The sequence below is a fragment of the Aureispira anguillae genome, from assembly GCF_026000115.1.
Classification (GTDB): Bacteria; Bacteroidota; Bacteroidia; order Chitinophagales; family Saprospiraceae; genus Aureispira; species Aureispira anguillae.
Map to the genome: position 1 here is coordinate 7087916 of NZ_AP026867.1, position 25340 is coordinate 7113255.

Annotated in this window: 25 protein-coding genes; 9 read left to right on the forward strand and 16 right to left on the reverse strand. The window is 35.8% G+C overall.

Annotation, left to right across the window (positions count from 1 at the left end; translation table 11 throughout):
* The first annotated feature begins 14 nt into the window (after positions 1 to 14).
* Both AsAng_RS27565 and AsAng_RS27570 read left to right on the forward strand, forming a co-directional pair.
* Positions 15 to 926 carry a bile acid:sodium symporter family protein gene (locus AsAng_RS27565; protein WP_264790371.1) on the forward strand — a complete coding sequence of 304 codons (912 nt, stop codon included), beginning with the start codon at positions 15 to 17 and terminating at the stop codon, positions 924 to 926.
* Positions 927 to 940: 14 nt separating this feature from the next.
* Positions 941 to 1948: an NAD-dependent epimerase/dehydratase family protein gene (locus AsAng_RS27570; RefSeq protein WP_264790372.1), complete on the forward strand. Its 1008-nt coding sequence runs from the start codon at positions 941 to 943 to the stop codon at positions 1946 to 1948.
* A 3-nt stretch (positions 1949 to 1951) separates the two neighbouring features.
* Here AsAng_RS27570 and AsAng_RS27575 read toward each other — a convergent pair whose 3' ends face one another.
* The 11 genes from AsAng_RS27575 to AsAng_RS27625 all read right to left on the reverse strand — a co-directional run bounded on the left by AsAng_RS27575 (position 1952) and on the right by AsAng_RS27625 (position 11202).
* On the reverse strand, positions 1952 to 3709 hold the full coding sequence (locus tag AsAng_RS27575) for a hypothetical protein (protein WP_264790373.1): 1758 nt from the start codon (positions 3707 to 3709) through the stop codon (positions 1952 to 1954).
* The gene (locus AsAng_RS27580; RefSeq protein WP_264790374.1) at positions 3706 to 4002 is read right to left on the reverse strand and encodes a hypothetical protein; all 297 of its coding nucleotides are present in this window, start codon (positions 4000 to 4002) and stop codon (positions 3706 to 3708) included. The genes AsAng_RS27575 and AsAng_RS27580 overlap by 4 nt, the downstream gene beginning before the upstream one ends.
* An 11-nt stretch (positions 4003 to 4013) precedes the next feature.
* The gene (locus tag AsAng_RS27585; RefSeq protein WP_264790375.1) at positions 4014 to 4304 is read right to left on the reverse strand and encodes a hypothetical protein; all 291 of its coding nucleotides are present in this window, start codon (positions 4302 to 4304) and stop codon (positions 4014 to 4016) included.
* Positions 4305 to 4306: 2 nt separating this feature from the next.
* Positions 4307 to 4618 (reverse strand): hypothetical protein, encoded by a 312-nt coding sequence (locus AsAng_RS27590; protein ID WP_264790376.1) that lies wholly within the window; start codon positions 4616 to 4618, stop codon positions 4307 to 4309.
* Positions 4618 to 4911, reverse strand: coding sequence for a hypothetical protein (locus AsAng_RS27595; RefSeq protein ID WP_264790377.1), 294 nt, complete (start codon positions 4909 to 4911; stop codon positions 4618 to 4620). The genes AsAng_RS27590 and AsAng_RS27595 overlap by 1 nt, the downstream gene beginning before the upstream one ends.
* Positions 4912 to 4947: 36 nt before the next feature.
* On the reverse strand, positions 4948 to 5256 hold the full coding sequence (locus tag AsAng_RS27600; RefSeq protein WP_264790378.1) for a hypothetical protein: 309 nt from the start codon (positions 5254 to 5256) through the stop codon (positions 4948 to 4950).
* Between the two features lie 82 nt (positions 5257 to 5338).
* On the reverse strand, positions 5339 to 5605 hold the full coding sequence (locus AsAng_RS27605) for a hypothetical protein (RefSeq protein WP_264790379.1): 267 nt from the start codon (positions 5603 to 5605) through the stop codon (positions 5339 to 5341).
* 148 nt (positions 5606 to 5753) lie between these two features.
* Entirely contained in the window at positions 5754 to 6560 is an 807-nt protein-coding gene (locus AsAng_RS27610) for a hypothetical protein (protein WP_264790380.1), read from the reverse strand.
* 510 nt (positions 6561 to 7070) lie between these two features.
* Complete coding sequence (locus AsAng_RS27615) at positions 7071 to 9863, reverse strand: SBBP repeat-containing protein (protein ID WP_264790381.1); 2793 nt, start codon at positions 9861 to 9863, stop codon at positions 7071 to 7073.
* Between the two features lie 226 nt (positions 9864 to 10089).
* Positions 10090 to 10569, reverse strand: coding sequence for a hypothetical protein (locus tag AsAng_RS27620; protein WP_264790382.1), 480 nt, complete (start codon positions 10567 to 10569; stop codon positions 10090 to 10092).
* Positions 10570 to 10680: 111 nt separating this feature from the next.
* Positions 10681 to 11202 (reverse strand): tetratricopeptide repeat protein, encoded by a 522-nt coding sequence (locus AsAng_RS27625; RefSeq protein WP_264790383.1) that lies wholly within the window; start codon positions 11200 to 11202, stop codon positions 10681 to 10683.
* Between the two features lie 299 nt (positions 11203 to 11501).
* Here AsAng_RS27625 and AsAng_RS27630 point away from each other — a divergent pair, with 299 nt between their 5' ends.
* Complete coding sequence (locus AsAng_RS27630; protein WP_264790384.1) at positions 11502 to 12626, forward strand: sensor histidine kinase; 1125 nt, start codon at positions 11502 to 11504, stop codon at positions 12624 to 12626.
* The gene (locus AsAng_RS27635; RefSeq protein WP_264790385.1) at positions 12627 to 13337 is read left to right on the forward strand and encodes a LytR/AlgR family response regulator transcription factor; all 711 of its coding nucleotides are present in this window, start codon (positions 12627 to 12629) and stop codon (positions 13335 to 13337) included.
* Positions 13338 to 13375: 38 nt separating this feature from the next.
* On the opposite strand, the gene AsAng_RS27640 is transcribed toward AsAng_RS27635, so the two are convergent.
* From AsAng_RS27640 to AsAng_RS27650, 3 genes are all read right to left on the reverse strand, one after another.
* Positions 13376 to 15703 (reverse strand): SulP family inorganic anion transporter, encoded by a 2328-nt coding sequence (locus AsAng_RS27640; protein ID WP_264790386.1) that lies wholly within the window; start codon positions 15701 to 15703, stop codon positions 13376 to 13378.
* Positions 15704 to 16160: 457 nt separating this feature from the next.
* Complete coding sequence (locus AsAng_RS27645) at positions 16161 to 17759, reverse strand: SulP family inorganic anion transporter (RefSeq protein ID WP_264790387.1); 1599 nt, start codon at positions 17757 to 17759, stop codon at positions 16161 to 16163.
* Between the two features lie 220 nt (positions 17760 to 17979).
* On the reverse strand, positions 17980 to 18240 hold the full coding sequence (locus AsAng_RS27650) for a hypothetical protein (protein ID WP_264790388.1): 261 nt from the start codon (positions 18238 to 18240) through the stop codon (positions 17980 to 17982).
* A gap of 351 nt (positions 18241 to 18591) precedes the next feature.
* Between AsAng_RS27650 and AsAng_RS27655 the strand changes: the two genes are divergently transcribed.
* Positions 18592 to 19251 (forward strand): TIGR02117 family protein, encoded by a 660-nt coding sequence (locus AsAng_RS27655; protein WP_264790389.1) that lies wholly within the window; start codon positions 18592 to 18594, stop codon positions 19249 to 19251.
* Here the strand turns inward: AsAng_RS27655 and AsAng_RS27660 are convergent.
* Positions 19235 to 19972: a hypothetical protein gene (locus AsAng_RS27660; RefSeq protein WP_264790390.1), complete on the reverse strand. Its 738-nt coding sequence runs from the start codon at positions 19970 to 19972 to the stop codon at positions 19235 to 19237. The two genes, AsAng_RS27655 and AsAng_RS27660, sit on opposite strands and share 17 nt — an antisense overlap.
* 158 nt (positions 19973 to 20130) lie before the next feature.
* On the opposite strand from AsAng_RS27660, the gene AsAng_RS27665 reads away from it, so the two are divergent.
* Both AsAng_RS27665 and AsAng_RS27670 read left to right on the forward strand, forming a co-directional pair.
* Complete coding sequence (locus AsAng_RS27665) at positions 20131 to 20940, forward strand: SDR family oxidoreductase (RefSeq protein WP_264790391.1); 810 nt, start codon at positions 20131 to 20133, stop codon at positions 20938 to 20940.
* Positions 20941 to 21478: 538 nt separating this feature from the next.
* Positions 21479 to 21955: a Dps family protein gene (locus AsAng_RS27670; protein ID WP_264790392.1), complete on the forward strand. Its 477-nt coding sequence runs from the start codon at positions 21479 to 21481 to the stop codon at positions 21953 to 21955.
* Between the two features lie 124 nt (positions 21956 to 22079).
* Here the strand turns inward: AsAng_RS27670 and AsAng_RS27675 are convergent, their stop codons facing one another.
* Complete coding sequence (locus tag AsAng_RS27675; protein WP_264790393.1) at positions 22080 to 22508, reverse strand: LIC_13387 family protein; 429 nt, start codon at positions 22506 to 22508, stop codon at positions 22080 to 22082.
* A 177-nt stretch (positions 22509 to 22685) separates the two neighbouring features.
* On the opposite strand from AsAng_RS27675, the gene AsAng_RS27680 reads away from it, so the two are divergent.
* Both AsAng_RS27680 and AsAng_RS27685 read left to right on the forward strand, forming a co-directional pair.
* The gene (locus AsAng_RS27680) at positions 22686 to 23630 is read left to right on the forward strand and encodes a M23 family metallopeptidase (protein ID WP_264790394.1); all 945 of its coding nucleotides are present in this window, start codon (positions 22686 to 22688) and stop codon (positions 23628 to 23630) included.
* 459 nt (positions 23631 to 24089) lie between these two features.
* Positions 24090 to 25079, forward strand: a complete 990-nt coding sequence (locus tag AsAng_RS27685; RefSeq protein ID WP_264790395.1) for a fatty acid desaturase — start codon at positions 24090 to 24092, stop codon at positions 25077 to 25079.
* Positions 25080 to 25340 lie beyond the last annotated feature (261 nt).

A 25340-nucleotide genomic window follows, 5' to 3' on the forward strand; every position in this document is an offset into this window, starting at 1 on the left:
TATAGATCGTTGATATGGGGATAGATAATGTAGAAATAACCTTTGATAGCAATACGCAGTTCATCTTAAAACTCATCTTGGGCTTTATTATTTTTGGGGTGGCATTGGACATCAAAATAGAGGATTTTAAACGAGTCGTTGAAAACCCCAAAGGAATATTGATCGGCTTAAGCTTACAATTTATTGCCTTTCCTGCCCTAACGTTTTTGTTGATATGGGGAGCCAGTCAATCTGAACGTACGGCCTTTTATCCGAGTGTAGCTTTGGGAATGTTGTTACTAGCTGCTTGTCCAGGGGGAAATATGTCCAACTTTTTTACTCATTTGGCAAAAGGTAATACCGCACTTTCAGTGAGTATGTCGGCAATTTCTACCGTAGCAGCATTGGTCATGACCCCTCTTAATTTTTCCTTTTGGGGCTCTTTGTTACCATCCACCAATAGTTTGTTGTCTGTGCTGTCTATTGACCCAATTGACATGTTAATAACCATCACTATTTTGTTGGGAATTCCTTTGACCATAGGGATGCTGATTGCCCATTATCAAGCAGCATTCGCCAATAAGATAAAGAAGCCCATGAAAAACTTTTCTATCTTCTTTTTTATCCTTTTAATTTTTGGAGCATTGGCAGTCAATTGGCAAACCTTCTTAGATTATATAGGAACATTTGCCTTGGTTGTTTTCTTACAAAACTCATTAGCATTGACTTTGGGATATTGGGGGGCAAAGGCGGCAGGACTATCGCATTACGATAGTAAGACCGTATCCCTAGAAGTTGGAATTCAAAACTCAGGTTTGGGGCTGATTTTATTTTTTCAATATTTTGAACATCTAGGAGGGATGGGAATTATTGTGGCTTGGTGGGGGATGTGGCATATGATTTCTGGTTTAACCTTAGCTTATTATTGGCAGCGAAAAGCAGCATAGAACTAAAATTTATCATGAAAAAAAATATGGAAGGGGTACTTATTACAGGGGCTTTGGGTTACTTAGGACAGATTGTTTTGAAACGTTTATATCAAGATCTAGAGACTGGAAGAATCACTACTTTGGTGGCTATGGATGTGAAAGAACAGCCTTTGGATCAACAGTTAACAGGGGTTATCTATTTACAAGCTGATATTAGGGATCAAAGCCTATGGAAACAATTGTCCAATCATCAAATTACGACCGTAATACATCTAGCAGCAATTATTGACTCACAGTCTAGTTCAAGGGATTTTCAGTATGAAGTAGATGTGCTGGGAACAAAAAATATAATAGAAGCTTGTTTAAAAGTAGAGGCAAAACGAATTGTGATTAGTTCTAGTGGTGCGGCTTATGGCTATTATGCAGACAATCCTGATTGGTTAAGGGAAACGGATCAGGTTCGTGGAAACGATCTATTTGCTTATTCAGCACATAAGCGTTTGGTGGAGGAAATGTTAGCCCAATATAGAATTGAGCAGCCACAGTTGGAACAAGTTATTTTTAGAGTAAGTACAATTTTGGGCGCAACAACTCGCAATTTGATTACCAATTTGTTTGATAAAAAACAAGTCTTAGGCATCAAAGGGCATCAAAGCCCCTATGTTTTTGTTTGGGATGAAGATGTGGCTGCTTGTATGCATCAAGCAGTATTTTCTGAACAGGTAGGAATTTATAATTTGACAGGAGATGGAGCCATAACGAATCCCGACTTGGCAAAAATATTGGGCAAACGTTATTTGTCGATTCCTGCTGGAGTCTTAAAAATGGGGCTTTGGATTGGCAATAAATTAGGATGGACACAATATGGTCCCGATCAAATTTTATTTATTCAATATCGCCCAGTATTGGACAATCGAAAACTAAAAGAAGTTTTTGGATATATCCCTCAAAAAAGCTCTTTAGAAACTTTTTTATTTTACCTCAAATCCAACCAAAAAACAATAGGAGCTATAGATGAAATTGAGGTGTTATTTCCCTAGAGGTCATTTGAGGGCTTGGCGCAATTCCACTCGTTGATCGCTATAAATTATAACAGGATAATGACGATCAAGCCACTGTTTTTCTTCAAGGGTTGAAACTCGATCTTCTTTATCCCACAAAACAGATTGGTACAAGGGAGCATGAACAAAAGGAGCATAATGCTTACTATCCTTGGCTGCCATGTAGGTTTGTAGACGTTGTTGAGCACGCAAATAGTAGCATTCTAACAGCGGTTTGTCATAGTTAGAAAATAAATAACAGGTTTGAATATTTTTTGCTAACATTAATTGGGCTATTTCTTTTGCATTACGATCCAAATCTGCGCTCCAGCGAATGGCATAATGGACTTCTGTTCTCCAAATATTAAAACTTCCAATGCTAAGCGCTACCAGTAGTATTGCGAAGGTGTTTTGGGGTTTGGGAAACCATTGGGTGGCTAAACATGGCAGGGCAATTCCAATAAAGATACTTAAAAAACACCAAACTCGATAGGGAGGTTGGGTGCCTAAAGTAAGGTTAAGAATAGAAGGAAAGAGCAGAAATAAGCAAGTAATTTCTATCAATGGATTGGCTTGCGGTTGTTGGTTCTTTAATCGAACAGCAATTAACCCTAAGGTTATACTTACTAAAAACCAATAAACAGGGGTTAATCGACCTGCTCCTAAGAGCAACCAATCGGCTACTTTGTCTTGGTAATGAATAAAAATCTCTCCTTGGGGGGCTTTATGAGAAGCAATATTGACTAAGGTTTGAAAACCATTGGTGATAATAAAAGGAAAGTAAAGCAGTGCAACAATTCCTAGAACGATTAGATTGGTTAATATCCACGCTTTCCAAAACGTTTTTTTTCTTATTAATAGGTGGATTAAAAGAACAAAATTAAGGAGCAGCCAAATATAGGCATAGGTAGGAACCGCATAAAAACCTAGTATCTGAGCTAAGCCCCAAACAGCCCATAAGTAATTGGATGGATTGGCTCTGTTACAAATTTTTAGACCAGCCCATAAGGCTAATAAGGCAAAAAAGAGTTGGAATATATACGCTCGTGCATAGAGAGAATAGAAGCAAACTCCTGGTGAAAAAACAAACCATGTTAATCCAACCAATGCCCAACGCCAGCCCCAAAAATTACGAACCAAAAGATAAAAAAGCCCACTAGTAGCTATGCCTCCCAAATAAACAGGAAGCCGCAAACTGTACTTGGCCTCCAAAGGGAGATAGTCAGAAATGCAAGCCAATAAACTATATAGAATATGATTGTTGTTGGGGCTAATAGCCGCTATTAAAAAACCATTGGAAACAAAATGGTTGTACGTCCATGCTTCATCATATTGCAACTCATAGCGATACAGTTGAACAATACCTCTAAGGGCAAACAAAAACATAAGAAGGCAAAAAAGACGCTTCTCTAATGGATTAAATTGTTGGTACTGTCTTTTCAGAAAGACCTTGGATCGGTTGGTAAATTCTAATAAAAAGCGACTAAAATCTGTTAACCTAGGATAGATATAATATAAGGCAAGCCCCCAAAAGATAAGAAAAAGAAGTGCAATATAACGAGCCCATTGAAAGCGATTGGGAGGAAATACAGTTTGTTCAAAGTATGGACGCCATGCTTGTTTGTGAACAGCTTCTAGCACCCAAGTGGTAAATTCTTCGTAGTTCAATAGCCATAAGCTTAAACAACTGGCTAAGATTCCACCACCTATTGCAAAAGCTACGAATAAGAACAGAATTGTAATTCGCTGAGTTGCTTTCACTTTAAATTTTGGATAAGAGATTTTAGGGCAGTAATTTCTGCTTTTAAATCAATGGCTTCTCGCCCGCTAGTGGGTGGGTCAACAAACTGAGCATCGGTTACAATCATTTCAACATTCCCTAGTCGTTTTTCCATCGCCTCAATTTTTTTTTGAGCAGCAGCAAGTTGATCCAAGATAGCTTGATGTTGTTTATCTTGTTCCATTTTATCTTTAAACGCTTTGTTAGAAGCTGAGTACGTATAGCCAATAATAAGGAGTAGGCATAATGCTAAAAGTCCAGCTAATGCAGGCATAGTGTAATTAGTTAAAGTGAATCTTTATTTTCTTTATCGATACGAACTTGTTCTTTTTCGTAGTCTTTGAGATTGATGTATTGTCTATCTTGACTCAAAAGATACTTAATATTATCCAATTCTTCTCGAATTTCTTCATTTTCTGCCATAAGACTCCCCAATTGTTGTTTCAATTCCGCACCATCTGCTCCTCCTGAACTATGTTTGTAGTTTAGTTCCTTAAGTTTTAGATAAAAGCGGGTTAAGATAAGGGTGATTAAAACCGTGGAAATGCAAATAAACAGGGCAATTTCTGGAAACATAGTTATGAATTATATTTGTTTTCTCGATCAATGCGGATTTGTTCCTTTTCGTACTCTTTGGAGTCGATGAATTCTTTACCTTGGCTCAAAAGGTATTTGATATTGCGCAACTCCTCTTTCATGTCTTCATTTTCGGCCATCAAATAACCAATATCCTTTTTCAAATTATCAATTTGATCAAAATCATCCTCTTTGTCAAACTCTCGTTTTAGTTTTCTTACTTTGAGATTTAGAATTTGAAAAACAAAAAATAGGAATAAACCTACTGTAGTTAATGCGGCTACAACGATTAATAATTCGGCTAAATCATCCATTATGAGTTGAATTTATTGTTTCTATCTAATTTGATCTGCTCTTGTTCATATTCCAAATTAATGCGGCGCGTTTCATCGCTAAGTATATACTCTAAATTTTTGAGCCGTTCTTTAATTTCATCATTTTCGGCCATTAAATGCCCCACTTCTTTGCGTAAGTCACTAATTGTTCCATCGTCTTCTCTATGGCTCATTTTTAATCGCTGTAATTTGAGGTAATACGAACCAATAATTGCAGACAAAGGAACTGAAAAAACGGCTATAATGGCAATAATTGCAATAAAAGGACCCATAGTATAGTTAGCATTAAATTTATAAGAATGAATTAATTAAAGCGATAAAGAGCCCTTGGCATCATAATCTAATTTCATTTGCTCTCTTTCATAATCTAGATCAATTTTTTGACGGGAATTTTGACTTAGGAGGTATTTGATATTGCGCAATTCTTCCTTCATTTCTTCATTCTCAGCCATTAGATATCGAATTTGTTGTTTGGTATCTTTAGAGGCTTGACCTGGCTCTTGTAAATTATGCTGTTGTTTTAGGTGGTTGAGTTTGATTTTAAAGTAGGAACTTAAATAATAAAAAGTCATAGGAACACCTATTACTGTTACCATAAATAAGAAAAATTCGCCCATAATATGTAGGTTTGATAGATGATGAATTGTAATGCAATCAAAAAGGAGCAGCAAGCAATAACTCTTTTAGAACTTAAAAGGATTAATATTCAAATTTATTGGTATTATTATCCAAGCGCATTTGCTCTTTTTCATAATCTAGGTCAATATAATCTTTTTTCTCTGCAATGATGTATTCAAGGTTGCGTAAACGTTCTTTCATTGCTTCGTTTTCAGCCATTAACTGACCAATTTGCCGTTTCACCTCTTTAGAGTTTGCTCCCCCTCGTTTTTCTTGCTTCAATTTTTGTTTTTGAAGATCAAAATAATAGCCTCCAACAACGATGACTGCAATTGCTGTCCAAAACATAATAAGTAGTAGTTTTAATTAAAAGAAAAATAGTGGCTCATTGGTAAATGATACGATCATTCCAAAAAATGAGAGCACTAGGTATTACTATAAACCGCTGCAATAAGGTTCAGAGTTCCTAGCTCTTTTATAAAATCGACTGGTGTATCTAAAAACGCTCCAAACCTATATCAGGAATCGACAAACGGACTCCGTTATTTTGGGCGATACTCTGAATCAATCGATACTCCTGCCACAAATCATTAACACGCCCTTTGGTATTCATCAAAGATCGATACTCTGTAAGGACAGGATTTAGCAAACGAATTAAGAGCGTAGGAGCTAATCCTTTGGTTTGTTGCAAGGCAGATAAGGCATAGAAACGCATCTTGGGATCTTTAAGGTGCTTCGCAAGTGTTGTAATTGATTTTTGGGTTCCTGTAGGCATGTTAACCAATAATACTAATGCTGCTTTGGCAATCTCTACGTTCTTAGAATTGGCATAGTTATCAATGCTTGCCCAGGAGGGTTCTAAGGCATGTCTAAAAGATTTTAAGCGTTGCAAAAAATGCAAAATAACAGCATCATTACTAGCATAAACTAAATGAAACCATTTTTGTAGTGTTTCCTTTCTAGGGATTCGGCGAAATTTTTTTAATCGAGCGAGAATAGCCGTATCTAGTTGAATGGGAAGCCCTCTAGAGGCCTGTCCCACAATTTTGCTAAAGGAAGCATTGGGGCAGTACCAATGTAACATTTTATTCAATAAGTCAATTTGTAGAGCGGTTTGATTCGTTTGAGTTTGAAGAAAACGCTCCTGAAGTTCCTCTTGTTCAATGCTTGGTTGTAAGGCATAAAATAGTGCTTTGCACAGATCTCGTTTAGATCGGTTTAGGAAAATTTCTCGACAGTTTGCCTCATTCTGATGAGGAATCACTTGTATCAAAAAATTAAGATGTTGGTCATATTTGTCCATTTTGATCATTCATTAAAGGTACTAACAAGCATAATGGTTTGAATTTGTTTATTACAAGTAATACTCCGCTGATTAACTGCGTTGCTACTAAGTGGTAGTTATATTGCTACTTTGTGGTTAATAATGAAGTTGTTTAAGAATAGCCTTACATCGCTAATGAAAGCTAATTTCTAGCTATTCTGCGTTAAAAATTTGCTCCATAGCGCTGCTATGAAGAAAATTTTTGCCTTGTTTACCTAAAAATTACTACTCATTATCAACAAAATTCCATTTTTAAACAACTTCAATAAGATAATTGGAGTATTTATACAAATTACAAAAAAAAATCTATTTGAGATTAGGATTTGCGAACTTGTTTACCAGCAGCACTTTTTACCAATAAAAAATCGATAATTCGAAGCCCTTCTCTTTTTTTAGGGCTTCAAATTATCGAAAGAAAAATAGGAATATAATGACTTACCTATTGAATTAAGTAGAGACCGATTAAGGGCTCTTGATTACACGATGTACTTAATTTTTTACAATTTTATAAAATAAAAGCTGTTGACCACTTGAAATAGAAACCGTGTAAAGCCCTGTAGGGAAGCCCTCCATATTGATTTCATGAAGCGTTGCTGTTGCTTTTTGTTCAATTAGAACTCGACCCAAGTGATCCAATACTTGAATCGTACTTTCTTGTTCCTGTTCTTTATGGATGTAGATAATTCCATTGGTAGGATTGGGATAAACCAATATTTCTGCTCCATGCTTTAGATTTTCCGTAGCTACTAAGCTTACCGTTGTACAAGTAGAAGTTGAAGTACAGGTTCCATTACTAATTTGAACGGCATAAGAACCACTAAGGGTAGGCGTAAAGTTTTGTGCAGTTGCTCCCACAATAGGAGTATTCCCATTGTTACAGTCTAACCATTGATAGGTCATTCCTGAGGCATTGGCGGTTAGGGTCAAGCCATTTTGACTGACCGTTGTATTCATACTAGCTGTTGTTTGAATGGTTAGGTTGATCGTAACCGTACTGTCACAACCTGCCGAATTGGGGACAATAGCGGTATATTGTCCTGAAGTTGTATAAACTTGCCCATCAGGAGCCGTATAGCTATCACAAGCCAATTCATGGATCGTACTGCTACTACTATCACCTATTGTTAAATTGATAGCAATGGTACTGTCACAACCAATCGAATTGGGAATAATAGCGGTGTATTGTCCTGAAGTCGTATAAACCTGCCCATCAGGAGCTATATAATTATTACAAGCATTAACACTAAGGTTAGAACCGCTAGGGTAACAGGTGGTGTCAATATTTATGTTGTCGATATAGAGATTGTTTCCATAGCCATTTTTTACGACAAATCTAATTTGAACAGAATGACCAACATAGGCATTTAAATTGATTGCATCATTGCGCCAATCATTCGAACTGCTAGGAGCCCAAGCAGTGGTATGATATTGATTACCGACTCCTAATGTTAAGTTGTCTTTGGTGTAAACTCTCTGGTAGGTATTGCCACAATCGGTTGATATTTCGACCCCTAATTCATCATAATAAACGGAACTATAGGGACGGTAGGAAAGATCAAAGGTAAGTTCTGCTCGTTGAGTGGTTGTAAAATCTAATGTAGGCAAATAGAAATAATCGCGTTGATTGTTTGCGCCATAATCATAACAATTGACATAAAGTGCTTGTGTTGCAGTTCCATTAGCGCCTATTACTTGTATCGAATCCCAGGTTATACTATCATCATAATTATAGATAGAAGTATAGGGGGGAAGATAGCTTCCTTCAAAATCTTCTTGATAGGGAAGGCTTAATGGATCATATAAATTAATCGTGATGATGCTATCACAGAGTAAGGCATTCCAAACGGTATCTTGATAAACTCCTGATGATTGCCACGTATATTTTCCGCTAGGGGAGGTATAACTACCGTTACAAAGAGGTACATCAATAGAAGAACTAGCAGGACTACAGGGGATTGGAGACCATTTACAAATATAAAAGTCAAAATCTGTAGATGAAGCAGAATTTAGGACATGGTGGCTTGCCTCTGGATCGATGTCACAGGCTCCTTTAAAATTGCCAATGGTATAAACACCATCAAGGCTATCGGTTGCTACTCCTGACTTATAGGCATAGTCACTATAAATAGCAGTAGAGGTATAGGTTGTTCGTCGCCAATGCTCTAGACCATTAGAATTGAGTTTAATCAATAATGCATTATACCCTGATCTGCCCCCTGCATAAACATTGTTATTTCTATCCGTTGCAATAGCATAACCTTTGGAATTTTCTCTTTCATCTGAGTAAACCCATATAAAATTACCATTGGCATCTAGTTTTAGGACAAAAATGCTGGGCCAAAAAACTAGATTTAAACCTATATATCTACTATAAGAAGATTGTATATGAGTTCCTGAGTAACTAGGGTCAAAGTCAACATCGTTTTGAAAGGCACCTGTTATGAGTAGCTTTCCTGCATCATCTACGGTGATAGAATGCGCTTCATCATCTTCGGAACCTCCAATGGACTTGGTCCAAAGCAGTGTACCTGCACTGTCCCGTTTTCGAATGCGGATGTCATCGTTACCACCAACTTGATAGGTACTGACCGTGTATACATTGTTTTGAAGATCCGTTGCTACTGGATGTCCAAATTCCCCACTATGTTCAGGCATCCCATGCATCCATTTAAAATTCCCATCAGAATCGTATTTCGCCAAAAAATAACTTCCCAAATAAGAATAAGGAGCGTGGATATAAGAGGTTGTATCTGGATCAAAATCAGTGGTATCTTGGTAATGACCAGTTACATAGATGTTATTGGACTGATCAGAAGTTATGGTATAGCCATGTTGGTCGTCATTGCCTGTTATGGCTTTTGCCCAAATAGTTGTCCCCATAGAATCTAGTTTGAGAATAAAAGCATCGTGATCCCATGTGCTTCCAGGAGCGGTCAACGTATGTTGATTACCAAAATCGATATGACGGTTAAAGTCGCCTGTTACATAAATATTGCCTAACTGATCTGTTGTAATGCCTCTGCCCTGTGCTTCACGGATTCCATTGCCTATTATTCTGCTCCAAACCGTTGTCCCGTCGTGTCGGCTTTTTCGTATGAAAATTTGATCATTGCGCCTTCCCGTTGTATAAATGTAACCTCTTTTGTCATAATGAATATCATGCCCATGATCATCAATGTTGGTCCCATGATGCTGCCCCCATTCCAATTGAGGAACTTGCCCATAGCTGTCTTGCAAGCAGAAAATTAAGAGTAGTACGAATAAATAGGATATTTGTCTCATTGTTTTTGTTTTTATGTGGCAACTTCTAAGTTGGTAAAGAAATCTAACGGTCAATTGTTAGTTTGTTAATACCAAAATTAGGTTGCCAACCTCATGAATGCAAAAATAAAAACAGGAGATGTACACAGTGGTTGATTGGGAGTACGATCGGGATTTTTTAGCGTATGATTGGAGGAGGGGTAAAAGTTAAAATGTGTTGATTTGTAAGTGGTTAGTTAAGGTGCTTCTATTTTATAATACCATAACGAATAGCCGTTTGATTGTGGTATTCATGCAATGCTTTTCCAGTGAATGTTCTCACACAATCTTGCAAAATTTGGGTATAATCTTGGGCTTCATTTTCCCATTGAAGGGGGCGTTTAACGTTGCGGCGGATAACCCCATTAAAATCGGTATAGATTCGTTTGATAGACCCATTTTCAGCACATTCAAGGTTAAAAATCGTAGAATTTTGAGAGAGTGCTAATAAAGCTACCTGACTAGCCTTTGATGCTGCTGCAATATTATATTCACCAGAAGGAACACAGACTAAAGTACCCTGTGGGCTAAAAACCACATCAACAAAACCATCTTTCCAAGAGTTGTTGACTTTTTGAAAAGGAACTTCACCTGATAATTCCACTGCTAAACCTAGCGCATGGGCAAAATATTCAAAATTATTAAAATGGTTTTTATTGGCAACAATTACTGTAATATCAAGACTCATAACAAGATAACTTGGGCTGAAAAATAGATATATTAGAGTGATTAAAATCTAAAATACAACAAAATGTTTTTAAAAGCAATTTTTTGTTTCTTTTTCTTAAGCATAGTCTATTTACGATAATTCTTGAGCAGCTTGTTGAAAATCACCGTTGGGAAAACGATTAAGATAAATTTTAACTAAGGAGTGGTCTCCTGTTATTTTAAAATAGGCTTCAGCCGCTTCCCATAGGTTGTAATCCAGCATCTTAGTATCAAAATTGTATTCCAAAGATAATAGGTAATGGTTAAAGGCATCTTGGTATTGATGAAGGAAAAAGTAGGCTGCTCCAATTTGGTTTTCACAAAGCCCCTTTTGAGCAGGGAGTAAATCCATTATTTTTTGAAAAGCATAAACAGCTTGAAGATAAGCTCCCGTTTTTAAGAGTTGGCAAGCATGGTTAATGGCTGCTTTTTCACCTTTAGCATTCAGTAATGTTATCACTTTATGCTCTATGGTTTCTATTTCTTGTGGCGAAAAACTACGCTCTTTCTCTTGGGTAATGTTGGCCTTGGATACGAAAGAATTTTTCTGATTCGTGGGGAGTTCGAGCAGGTCTTCCGTGTTTTGTTTCTTAAACCAATTAAAAAGTCCCATGTGTAAATATTTTTGGTGTATTGTTCGAGTTTTATTCTAAGTTAACAAAAAAGTTATAAATGCGAAAAATAAACGCCAAAAAGTTATAGTGAAAAAATAACATCAATACGATTGAACTGCAAAAAAATAGGGTTTGTCACGATAAGGAAGGCGTTGAACAGATTAGTTTGGAGTATAAGAGCCTGTGCTTTATTTTTGTATTAGAGAGAATAGAAATACGCTTTGCAAGGTGATCTTAAACAACTATTACTGAATAGCAGTAGTAGCATTCAATTATTGAAAAACATAAGAAATAAACAATGAGTACCTTATATATTAAGTATAAAGCATTTTTTTTAGGATTAGGAATTACCGCATCATTAATATTTTTACTTTCCTATGCAGGAATTATCCTTATAGATTCGACAGCTATTGGCGAAAATTTATTTTTCTTTACATTATGGTGGGGGATCTTTTCCTTGCCCATTTATAAGTTCGATTATCTCAAAAAGAATCGATCAACCATTTATAAAATTATAGGCTTATTCTTACTCTTATTGGGCGCTGTGATTATGGATAGTTATATGGATATGGCGGATAACCCAATTACTATTTTTTTATTGGTGTTTTTTTGGTTAGGAGGGCTGTACCTTTTATCTCCTGCTTTTGTTAAAAAGTACTTATGGCTCATTTTAGGAGTTTATATAAGTGCTTTATGTTATTTTACTTATGTTCGATTTTCGGCAGGAAGCCGTGGAATGTTTTATGGAGCAGAAAAAGAAGGGGCTATACTTTCTTTGATTATGCCCATACCAGGGTTTATTGGCTTGTGGTTTTATGAGCAGTGGAAATGGTTGCGATTGCTACAATCTGAAAAATCTAAGGCAGAGTTGGCGTTATTAAAAAGTCAAGTTAACCCACATTTCTTTTTTAATACCCTCAACAACTTATATGGTTTGACCGTTGAAAAGTCAGAAAAGGCTCCCAATGTAATTTTGGGCTTGTCAGATATGATGCGTTACACCATTTATGATGGAGAAAAAGAACGTGTACCAATAGAAGATGAAATTGCTTATCTTGAGAACTATATAGAGTTGCACAAAATTCGTTACCATAGAGCAGTAAACATTAGTTTTGAATCCCATATTGAAGCACCTTGCGAAATAGCTCCTTTGCTCTTTATTATTTTAGTCGAGAATGCTTTTAAGCATGGTGTCGAAGTATTGGCAGAAAACGCTTATATCAATATTCGTTTGATGGTAGAGCAAGATAAAATTGAATTTTATATAGAAAATAGTCTTGACCCAAACCAAGCATTAAATAAGGAAGGAATAGGCTTGACTAATTTGAAGAAACGCTTGAAGTTAATTTATCCCCAGCAACATAAATTATCAACAGAGTCTAAGGATACTTGTTATATTGCGAGATTAGAAATCGAATTATAAATGATTAATTATTTAATTGTAGATGATGAGCCAATTGCACATCGTATCATTGAAGGGTATGCTGTGCAATTGCCTCATTTAAATAAGATAGGGAACTGCTATAATGCTTTTGAAGCCATGCAGCTGTTGAATAAAGGACAAATTGAGTTAATTTTTTTGGATATAAATATGCCTAAGTTAACTGGATTCGAATTTTTGAAAACCTTAGATTACAAGCCTCTTATTGTTGTAACTACTGCCTATAAAGAATTTGCGCTAGAAGGGTATGAACTCAATGTGTTAGACTATCTCTTAAAACCGTTTAGCTTTGAGCGTTTTGTCAAGGCAATTAATAAGGTTGCAGCGCTAGGAAATCATCCCAATACAAGACAACAACAGACCACCAACAAAAGCAATCCACAGCGTATTTTTCTGAAAGGAGATAAGAAGCATTATCAGATAGAACTAGATAAAATATTATACCTAGAAGCTTATGGAAATTATACCAAGGTTCAGCTAACCAACCAAGTGATTACAACCAATGCAACATTGACATCCTACGAAAAAACACTGCCTGCTTCGCAATTTATGAGGATACACAAGTCTTTTATTGTTGCTATTCCAAACATTTCGATTATAGAAGGAAATCGAATAAAAATAGGGTTAAAAGAACTACCTATTGGGCAAACTTATAAGCGAATAGTGCAACAGTTACTAAGCAATCGTTTTTAGTTGGCAAAGGCAATCGATTGTATACCACCTAAGCCAAATCAGTTGTTTTGAAGCTTATAAGCTGCATTAAGTTGCACTTCATTAGGGGTAATTTTTTTAATTAGTTTCTCTGAAAAATCAACCATTTTTGTCATCTCATTGGTTTTTGCCAGCCTTCTATACTTAAAAATAAGTAGTGCCTCACCATTAGATTCTATATGATAAATTTCATGTTTTTCTAAGAAGAGAATCAAATCAGGTGTAAAAAAGGCACGAATGGCTTTTTCGTCGATTCCTTCCAATAAGAATTTTTTAGAAAACTCAGGAAATAGCTCAAAATCAATGTCTTTATAACCCGTAAATGCTTTGATACGATCAAACATTTTGTCCCAAAACCCTTCTTGCTCAATAACAAACCTTGGAATTTTAAATGGCAATTTGAGAAATTGAACCGTTGTATTATAGACCTCCGAAGACATCAAAGCTCCTTCATCAAACTCAATGTCGGCAATTTGCCATTCGACACCCAATTCGGAGTAAGTTCCTTCAATCCTATTGGATTTTCGTTCTATTGGACGAGAATCAAAAAACTGAAATTGGTTAAAATAGGAGCTGTTCCAATCGGTAGAATGACTAAATAACCACCCTTTTTCGGCAGATTTTGCCTCTAGTCGTTTTTCTCGTTCTCCAAGCGGTTTTTCTATAGAGGTATGATTTGATTTTAGGGCTAGTGTATGATCACTGGAAGTAACATGATTTTCTAAGCCAATAATTTGAACAGAGCCGTTTTTATTTTCAAAATTGAACTTAAAGTCATGAAAAGTTTCCAAAACGGTTAAGTCAACCAATCGGGCACGAGAACCATCAATAATTAGATGGCATTCGGGCGGAACTTGTTCTAGTAGTTTATTAATATTTAGTAAGGACAAAAAATTAACAATACCATTTAGTTGTAGGGTATATTGATTGTTTTCGATTGGTAATAATTGAGAATGAGATTTAAAAATCATTCGAAAAAAATCTTGAATAGAGACCCTTGCCAACAGTAATTGGACGGTTAAAGTAATGGTAATTCCTCCAATAATTCCCCAGAGTTGATCGGTTTGTAAGGTTATAATTAAGGTGGCAACAACAAAAATTAGTTGTTCCATTCCTTTTTCGTACGCTTTTTTGAAAATGCGAGGAGAGGCTAATTTAAATCCTGTGAAAACTAAAATAATAGCCAATGCTGACAAGGGAACTTGCTCTAAAACAGGAGTTAACAACAAAACAAATAACAACAGAAATAAACCATGATAGAGGTTAGAAAAACGTGTTTTTGCATTGTTTTGGATGTTGACTGTACTTCTGACAATTACTGCAATAACGGGCAAGCCTCCTAGAGCCCCTGAAACAATAGAACTTAAACCTACTGCTACAAGATCTTTATTGAGATCGGTTTTTCGTTGGTAAGGGTCTAATTTGTCAATCGCTTTGGCACAAACTAAAGTGGTAATAGAGCCAATGAGGGTAATTGAAATAACCGCTAACCAGAATGGATAACTATTGATCTTAGAAAAATCGGGATGCATAATACAGCCCATAAAGGTTTCTAAAGTACTTCGGTTGGGATCGTCAGGCAAACCATTGGACAAGTCAATCAATAAATGTGAGCCCACTTCGTAGGAACGCCCTAAAAATTCAATGCTATGATCTTCAAAGAAGTTGAACCAATATACAAATGGAATGGCAATCAATAAAACCCACATTGGAGCAGGGAGAAAGTGAAAGAATTTGTAACTTAATTTGGGATGAAAAATTAAGAGTAACAGCCCTGTCAATGAAATGATGGCAACAAAAGGATTTAGAGAAGGCAATAAATAAAATGCATCTAAAAGTGTTCCTATAATATCGGTTGCCTCTGAGCTAGTTCCTAGTGCTGGATGAATCTGCTTGGCAAAGATAATCACCCCAATGGCTGCAAGAATACCATGGATGACGGATGAAGGAAAAATTTCAGCTAACTTTCCCAATTTAAAAATTCCCATAAGAACTTGTATTCCTCCCGAAACAACAATAGCTGCTAAGGTGTAGCGGATGCCTGAGCCTGCAATAATTTGACCAGTAGCAGGATCTATATCATTTAAAGAACCGATTGCTACAAAAACTGCTGCAATTAAACCCGCCGCAGGACCATTAATAGCAACATGGCCACCTCTAAAAATGGTCGCTACCACTCCTCCTATTATGGCAGTTAAAAGTCCTGCCATCGGTTGCATCCCAGAAGCTAAGGCGACTCCTAGGCTTAGTGGCAACGCAACTAAAGCAACACTAAGCGCTGCAATTAAGTCGTTTCTCCAATTTTCTAAAGCGCCTTTTAATCCTGTATTCGGTGCAGTATGCTTCATAGTTTGTAAGTTCGAAATTTAAGAGGTAGTAACGGAATATTTGAAGCAAAAGACTTCTTTTTTAGAATAGGATTTAACTTTTTTGTTGAGTTGAGATGCTGTCTTCGAGGCGGACAAATATAGTTAAACTTTTTCTTTAAGTTTAATTAGTTATTTTTAGTTGTGTAGTTTGTTGCTGTTTAATGTTTTGTAATGTTGGTTGCTTGGCGAGGTGGCAGGGGATGTCACTATGGGGCAGAATTAAGACCAATAAATAAACCAAAGGTTCAAATGAAGGAGGAGGAGAGGCTAAGAATAAAAAAAGAGATTATTAGAAGTAGTGTATTAATTCTACTCCTAATAATCTCTAAAAAAAACATGGAACTTTTCGAATTGTTCGTATCATTTAGTAATCGAAACGCCCCATGTTCTGATGAATGGCAAAATTATGTGGATTGATTTTTGGTAAATCGTATCGTTAATCTACATCTACAGGTGCCAAATCATAATGTTTAAAAGTTTTATGTTCTTTGGTAGGATACAAGTCATTAGTCCTTACGGTAATATTTCTGGTTTTAGCATTAACTTCAAAATCTTCAATAATCTCCATAACATCGTTGTGGATGAAATAAGTATTACTAGCATCAATTTCCAAGATAACATTGTCAGGGATATTGGATAATGTTTTTAGTATAGAAGCCTTATTCAAGAAGGTTACATCTTCTGATAAAATCAAGCGAATTACTTTCTGATCTCCCTCTGAACTTTGCTCCATATGGTAAGAAATCTTGAAATTGTTGCGTAGAATAATAAAAATAGCTACTGCCATACCCAAGGCAATTCCCATCAATAGGTTGGTAAAGACAATCCCCACAATTGTAGTTACAAAAGGGATAAATTGACTCCAACCCTGTGCATACATTTTTTTGAATAAGGTAGGCTTTGCTAATTTATAGCCGACCACCATCAAAATAGCAGCTAAAGTTGCTAAAGGGATTAGATTAAGTACCCTAGGAATAATAATAATACTTAGCAATAGTAAAATTCCATGGAAAACAGCAGACGCTTTTGTTTTTCCTCCAGATTGCTGATTAACAGAACTTCTAACAATTACTTGAGTTACTGGAATACCTCCAATCAGCCCACAAACCATATTACCAACTCCTTGCGCTTTTAATTCTCGATTGGCTGGGGTAATTCGTTTGAGTGGATCTTGTTTGTCAGATGCTTCTGCACAAAGTAAAGTTTCTAAGCTTCCTACTACTGCTAGTACAATTGCAACCACATAAACTTGGGGGTTGGATAAAGCACTAAAATCAGGAAAAGCAAAATTGCTAAGAAAGCCATCTACTGAAGTAGAAATTGGAATATTAACCAAGTGCTCTGCTTTTATTGCATAATCTGGAGTATTGCCAAAAAATAGATTTAAGCAAATTCCTAAGATTACAACGACCAATGGTCCTTGGATAAGTTTTGCAAATTTAAATTGTTTGATGCTAGGCAATTCCCAAAGGATTAGTACTGCTAATGAAAAGACCGATACAATCACGACGCTAGGACTAACATAGTTTAGCATATTCACTAACTCAGAAAGGGTGTTTTGACCATCAGCTTGAATAAAGCTAAAATCTCCCTCTGGATCTACGTCATAACCCACTGCATGGGGAATTTGTTTCATAAAAATAAGAACCCCGATCCCTGCTAACATACCATGTACAACGGAAGAGGGAAAATAATAGGCGATAATTCCTGCTCTGGCATAACCCATAACGATTTGTAAAATACCTGCTAGAACAACAGCAACGAGAAATACATCAAAACTGCCTAAATCTGTAATGGCATTAAGAACGATAACTGCTAAACCTGCTGCTGGTCCACTAACACCCAATGGAGAACCACTCAAGGAACCGACTACGATTCCACCGACAATCCCACTAATTAACCCTGAATAAAGGGGGGCTCCTGATGCCAAAGCAACTCCCAAACAAAGGGGCATAGCAACTAAAAATACGACAATACTTGCTGGGAAGTCATCTTTAAAATTATGGAAAGGACTTAAATCTGTTGTTGATTTCATTTTGATAAATCTATTTTGACAGCCAGCACAAATTATTTTTTTGTTGATGAAAATAAAGGTAAATGTGCATTTTACTTTCAGTTATAAACTGAGCTGTATATTTATTTTTAATTAAAAGGATAGAATGTAGTCTGGTATTTAAACGATTAGAATGTCGTCGAACAATGCCTATTAATTGGTATTGGATAAACGACGATCGTTACTACATAAATAAAAATGATTAGACCCATTCTGGAGGAGGGGAGGGAACTTCTAGCTTAAAATTTAAGCAATAGTTATGTGTATTAGGGTGTATAAAAAGTCTTGTATTGAACAATGGTGTGCTCGTTTCTTGGTGGGCAAAAATCAAATTTGGATTGTAGAATTTGTCTTCTTTTCCTTTTTTTTCTTTGATTTTTTCTTTCTTCTCTAAATCATCATCTTCATACTTTTCGCACAATTCATATTCTGTATCTATCAGATCAAAGACAAATTTTATCATAGGTTGTGCTGTGCTGAACAACACAATTGAAAAGATAGCGAGATGCTTGAACAAATCGATAGCTGGTTTAGAATTGGATATTTTAAAGAGTTTTACCACTTACGAAAGATGTAATGTTTATTATTTTTGGTAGTAATACTATCAAAGATACGTGTTTTGTTTCTTTTTGTTTATATAAATAGAAATTTTTTAAAAAAAATCATTTTTAGCTTGCTAATAGTTTGTTGATAATTTCTATATCTTTAGACCGTCACTTGATATAATCCATCAAAAGCAAAACAGCCCTTTTTATTACCTTTATTCCCATTATTACTCCGTTGGAAAATCCATGAAGTATTAATCCCATTAAACATGAAAATTATTTTTTTAAAGTTAGCAAAGTACAGCCTTATTTTTATTGTTGTTAGTATTGCCTTTATTTTAAATTATCTATTCTTTGCTTGGTTTCTATCTACTCTAACAACAACTCCTCGAACATATAGTTGCGATAAACCTCATATTATTTATGCCTCTAGCAATGGAGTGCATATGGATTTGATTTTTCACAAAGATTTATTGGATAAGAATTTTTTAGCCGAACTAAGTCCACTAGAAGGGAGAGAATACATTGCTATTGGGTGGGGAGATAAAGGTTTTTATTTGCATACACCTAGTTGGGCAGAGTTGAAAGTCAGTACAGCTATTTCGGCGGCTTTCTTACCAAGTACCACCTTAATGCATGTAACGCACTATAAGGCAGTTAATCCAAAATGGAAATCGATTGAACTTTGTACCGAGCAGTTGACAAAATTAAATCAATTTGTAGAGGCTTCCTTTAAAAGAAATGCAGCAAATGATCTTCAAATTTTGGAAGGAACAGGTTATCGAGCCAATGATTTTTTTTACGAAGCCAAAGGAAATTATACCTGTTTATATACCTGCAATGTATGGGTAAATCAAGCCTTAAAAAAAGCAGATGTCAAAACGGCAGTCTGGTCACCCTTTGATAAAGGAATTATGAAACATTTGTAGTGGGGCGCAAGATCCAAAGCCCATTTTTATTATGAAAACCATCTCCTTCTGGATAACGAGTATCTTTTTCTTCTAAAATTTGAAAAGCGGGGCTTTTTTCGGTTGCCGAAAAAGTTTCTCCAGCCAAGATTTTTGGTTGTTCTATGATTTGATACAAAGAAAAAATATCTAAGGTATGTATGGCTGTATCCATATCTACTGCTCCAACAATAGCATCTTTTAGCCCTAGGTTGTGCATACCACAGGTATAAAATACATCATCCTGTGCTCTAAGCTTAGTGACAAAAGCATCATAAAAACGGGCTTCATCTTTTAGAGAACAGAGCGCTTTCCATGTTTCGTTGCTAAAAGCCTTGCCCGTTGTTTCTATTTTGACACCCAAACCACCTGTTTGAAGTATTGCCAAACTAACCGACATCATTTTTTGAGCTAACTCTAGACTCCCTGCACTTCCTATAATATATAAGGTAAAGGTATGTTCCTCTATGGCATCCAGTTCTTCCTTTGTCATTTTGCCCATACTGGCATATTCAAAAGCTTGACGTAGGTTGGGATCTTTTTCATAAATTTCTAAGCCAAAACTTTCATTACTCTTGGAGTGCATTAGCATCATTCCAGCAAAGGTATACCCACCACTATGTTTAGCAATTGCTTCTACAATAGCATCTCTATTTTTCCACTTTCCAGGAATCCCTATTACTATAGTTTGCTCGTCTTTCATGTTACCATTTTTATTATTGAGCAGCAAAATTACAAAGAATAGTTGTCTATTTGTAATTCGAGAATTGAAAAGGAGGAAGAATAAAAAAATAGCAAATTATTTTTTATTTTTTTTTAACTTTAATAGCTTGATTCAGTAGGATGTATAAAAACAAATAGATGAAACGAAATTTTAAAAATAAGGTGGTCATTATAACAGGAGCTTCTGGCAATTTGGGGCGGGCGATTTGTAAGCGTTTTGGGCAAGCGGGGGCTCAAATAGTGGCTTTGGATCTCAATACTACACTTTTGACCGATCTTGAAGCCGAACTCAAAAAGGAACAAATAAAGGTATTGCCTATTGCTTGTGATATTACCAATAAAAAATCTTGTCAGGGGGCAATAGAACAAGTGCTAAATACATGGGGGCGCATTGATGGCTTGGTCAATAATGCTGGAATTACACATATTGAAAGATATACCCAAATGGACAAAACAAAAGAAATTACTCGCCGAGTGATGGAAGTTAATTTTTTTGGAGCTGTTAATTGCACAGAGGTCGTTTTGGAGCAAATTTGTCAACAAAAAGGCGTTTTTATTAATATTTCTAGTGTAGCGGGGTTTGCACCTTTGTTGGGGCGAACGGCTTATGCTGCTAGCAAACATGCTTTGCATGGTTTTTTTGAATCCTTAAGAACAGAATTGCAAGAAGAAGGAGTGCATTGCATGATGGTTTGTCCTTCATTTATTCAAGCCCCAGCTAAAGGGAAGGCAGCTTCTGTAGGAAAAAACGCTATTTATCAGCAGAAAAAAACAATTGGTAAATCCATCTCAGCAGATGAAATTGCCAAAGATATTTTTGCGTATTGTTTGGCAAATAAGCCTTTGTTAATAGCAGGCAAAACAGGCAAAATTTCCTATTGGTTGCATCGTTTTTTCCCTAAAATATATGAACGAGCTATGATAAAAAGATTAAAGCATGATATTTAGTACCCTGCAACAAAAATTTCTAAATACTTTTTAATCGAGTCTTTTAGCGATCTTCTTTTTCAAATTTTCGCCTTGATAGCGCTGCTATCAGGCTGTAATTTTCATCGAATCTCATCTAAAACGCTCTGTAAAAAACATCCATAATTTTTGTTACAGTGTATTTAGCTAAAAAACAATAGAAAAAGAGAACAATAAATATTTTTGTTTGTTAAAACATTACTTCGTGGGAAACCCGAACAGAGCTTGCGACCTCACGAACAGAGTGAGTAACAAGACTCACGTAGTAAATCGCATTAGATTGATTATCAATGTTTTTGTTGGTGAGAAAAATAAAACGTTGATAATCAATATAATGCAAGATGCTTTTTTATGTTTTTCGAAGAAAAACTAAAAGACTATCTCATGACCGCAGGGAGTAACTAAGCGCAGCGCTCATGACCGTAGGGAACAATGAGTGAAGCGATCATAAGCAAAGCGCACTAACTAATCCACGAAGTGTTATTAAAAAGAAACAAATAAATTTATAAAAACAAAAATAATGGCACCATTAAACCGAATTGGCTTGAATGCTAAAAAAGCAAAAAGCCTAGCTAGAAAATTAAATGAATTATTAGCTAATTATCAAGTGTTTTATTTGAATACTAGAGGCTTTCATTGGAACATCAAAGGAAAAGAATTCTTTGAACTGCATGTTAAATTCGAAGAACTTTATAATGATTCTGTTCTTAAAATTGATGAAATAGCTGAACGTGTCCTAACCTTGGGATACACACCATTGCATACTTATACAGATTACCTTAAATTGTCCAAGATCAAGGAGGCTAAGAATGTGTCTAATGGAGTGGAGGCCGTTCAAGAAATCTTAAATGCTTATGCTGTTTTATTGCCTTTAGAACGGGAGTTATTAGACTTATCGGGAGATTCAAATGATGAAGGAACCAATTCCTTGATGAGCGACTATATTAGAGAACAAGAAAAATTGATTTGGATGTATTCTGCGTATTTGGAGCAATAACCTTGTAATCTTTTGTCACAATGATTTTAATGGCTTGAAGTTTAAAACTTCAAGCCATTGTTGTTTTGGAGCTTATAGTTTTGTGGGCTTGATGATTACGATTTAAAATCGTACTTTTAAAGGTTTATTGTTTAGCACTTTGAAAAGATTTTAAGTACATCAATACAAAACTCATACAGGCTATTCCTGTAAATGCAATAGGAATGATAAAGAAATATTTGATGGAAAGACCTAATGCAATGCTTGCTACTAAGCTATTGCCCAAGGCTAGAAGGTGATTGTTCTCAATTGTTTCTGGGTTACTTTTTAGAAACAAAAAATTGATGAAACCATAACTAAAGACCATAAAACCCATCATTAAACTAAAACCCTGATGGAGTAAAAGTAAGTTCAATTGAGCGCCAAGTAAATCAACAGGGTGGGCTTCCATCGCCTGAGCAATGGCTAATTCTTTAGGGTTTTCTTGGGTAAAGAGCAGAGTGCCCATAAAATGTGCCATGCCCAATAAAATGAAAGACCAAGCGCCAATTTTGTGGTATGTTTTTGATGTCATTTTTGTCAATAATTTTAGGAAATGAAATTAATTAGGTCAAAGGTACTAAAAATATCTTTTTAGGTCAAGGTTACTAAAAAATAAATAAACTATCTCACGAGTGTAACGAACCGATCTCAGGGAGCTCATAAGCGCTAGCGCACTAGCTAATTAACGGAGTATTAAACGGAAGTAACTATGAAAAAACTAAAATTTTTTGGAGAGGTATTGGGATTGCATCCTTTTAGAGAGCGTATGAAACAAGCTAAAATTGCTTTATTTGGAGAGGAAGATGTTCCTAGTTCTAAATTTGGCTTATCTAGCTTATCCCAATTTCATCCACGAATTTCTCCCAAATTATGGCGAGGAAAAGCTTATATACCCAATAAGGTTATTGTATCAAATTTGGTAAATCACAACCCAACTCCAATAGAAGCGGGCTGGTCGGTCAAAAAAACACAAGTTGTAGACTTTAGAGGAGGTCGATTGACCTATGACAGCCACAATGGAACCGATTTTTCCATTCCTGTAGGGTCTACTGTTTGCACAGCAGCGGCAGGGGAAGTGGTTGCTATTTTTTCAGAATTTAACCGTGGGGGGCTTAAGATTTTTATTGATCATGGCGCTGGTCTAATGACTTGTTATGCTCACTTGGCTAGACCATTAGTAAAAGTAGGTGATCGACTAAAAAGAGGAGCAGCCATTGCTTTGTCTGGTTATAGCGGTTTGGATGCTTTGGTTTCGTTTCCCTTTGGCATTCCTCATGTTCATTTTAATACTTGGCTCAATGGAGAGCCTGTTGATCCTTTTCCGCATGATGGCTTGCCCTCTATGTGGTTGAATGGCGCTTTGCCAACGCCTGCAACTAGCGATGCGTGTGACTTTGTGCCTTCAGTTTATAAAGAAAAACAGGTCTTAGATGTAATTAATAATTGTAAAACAGCTAGTGTCCGAAAAGAACTATTGGCAATTGCTCCCTTAAAAAAGCAGGCAGTACAGACCATTATTCAGATGAATTATTATCCTACCCGATTTAAGGCTCGTTATAATGTCTACGATCAAGCATATCCAAGGATACCTTGCTTAGATTTGCCTTTTAGTGCGACCGATTTTGATGGTATCGTCTTTTTGGATCAGCTTTAATCTGTTGAATAGTAATTATCTATTGCCCAATAGGATAAAAAAAGATACAAATCACTAACAAAAATGATAAATCGTATTGTAGAATAAAGTACATAACTTATCTTTGCCCCGAAAATAACATGAGTTACTGATAGAATTGCCCTGCAAGCATTTTGCAGTTGATAACGTTTAATTAGATGTTCAACCAAACTCATTGTTATTCAAGATTCTAATACAAAGAACATTTTTTTAGATACTATTTATTTAAATTACATTAGTTTATTAGTTGTAATCAGTTGATTATTAGCAGTGTGGATCTTTGTGTTAAAAAGAGGAAGCTAAGCAAAGTAGGGGGATAAGTTTTTTTTATTCATCTATATAAGTAAGTAGATGCCCAATTTAATGTTAATTATTTTTGTCCATCTACTTAGATAGAAAATAATAAACTGATATTAATCAACGATCAAAAAAATAAAAGATATGGCTACCCATAGAGCATCAAAAAATGACTATTACTGGGCGGATGATAAAGAACCCCATTTTCAGCGTAGACAGGATATTCTAAAAGCGCATCCTGAGGTTAAAGAGCTATTTGGGATTAATCCTAAGATGAAGTACTTTACTGTACTTTGGGTGACTTTGCAAATGACGGTAGCAACCTTTTGTTATCAATTGGATTGGATTCCATTCTTATTAGTTACTTATTTTGTTGGGGCTACTATTATTCATGGAATGTTCTTGGCGGTTCATGAAATTACACATGATATGGCATTCGAAAAGAAAGTACACAACAACTATTTGGCATTTGTTGCCAATATACCAATGGTGGCTCCTTATGCAATGGCATTTAAATATTATCATGCAATCCACCACTGGGATCAAGGAAGAGACGGCGAAGATACGGATATTCCTACTTTGGGTGAAGCAATGTTATTTAGAGGCTTTATCGGAAAAGTAATTTGGTTTGTTTCTCAAATCTTTTTTTATGCCTTGCGTCCAATGGCAATCAAACCGCTTAAAGTTGACAAATGGGTAGTTTATAATTTTATTTTTCAATTGAGTGTCATGTTTATCTATTTTTATAGTGTAACGACCTTTTTGGGGCTAGATGCCGCCTTATCAGCAGCGCTTTACTTATTTTTGTCGCTTGTGTTTGCAGGAGGTTTGCACCCTACATCAGGGCACTTTATTTCTGAGCACTATGTATTTGAAGAAGGGCAAGAAACATACTCTTATTATGGACCATTGAATTTGGTTACTTTTAACGTAGGTTACCACAATGAACACCATGATTTTCCTCGTATTCCTGGAAGCCGTTTGCCTGAATTGAGAAAAATTGCACCAGAGTTTTACGATAATTTACATTCTTATAATTCTTGGGTTGCTGTAAATTGGCGCTTTTTGACCGATAAAAATGTGACCTTATACTCTAGAACCAAACGTAAGAATCCTAACTTAAAGAAGGCATAAACAGGATCTAATATACACTAAAAAGGCTGTCAGAAATTAATTTCTGACAGCCTTTTTAGTTTGTTGGATGTAACAAGGGTGATTCAGTAGTAAAACAAAAATACATTTTAGTAGCTTTGTAGCTTCACAAAGTGCTGTTTATCAAAAGATAACAACAGGTGTAGTTGTTTCTTTTTAATAAAGTAGACATTAGAAGTTTTAATCTAGCCCTCATTTTGGGGCAAAATAGCAAAAAGCGGGGTAATCAATACCTCTTGTTCT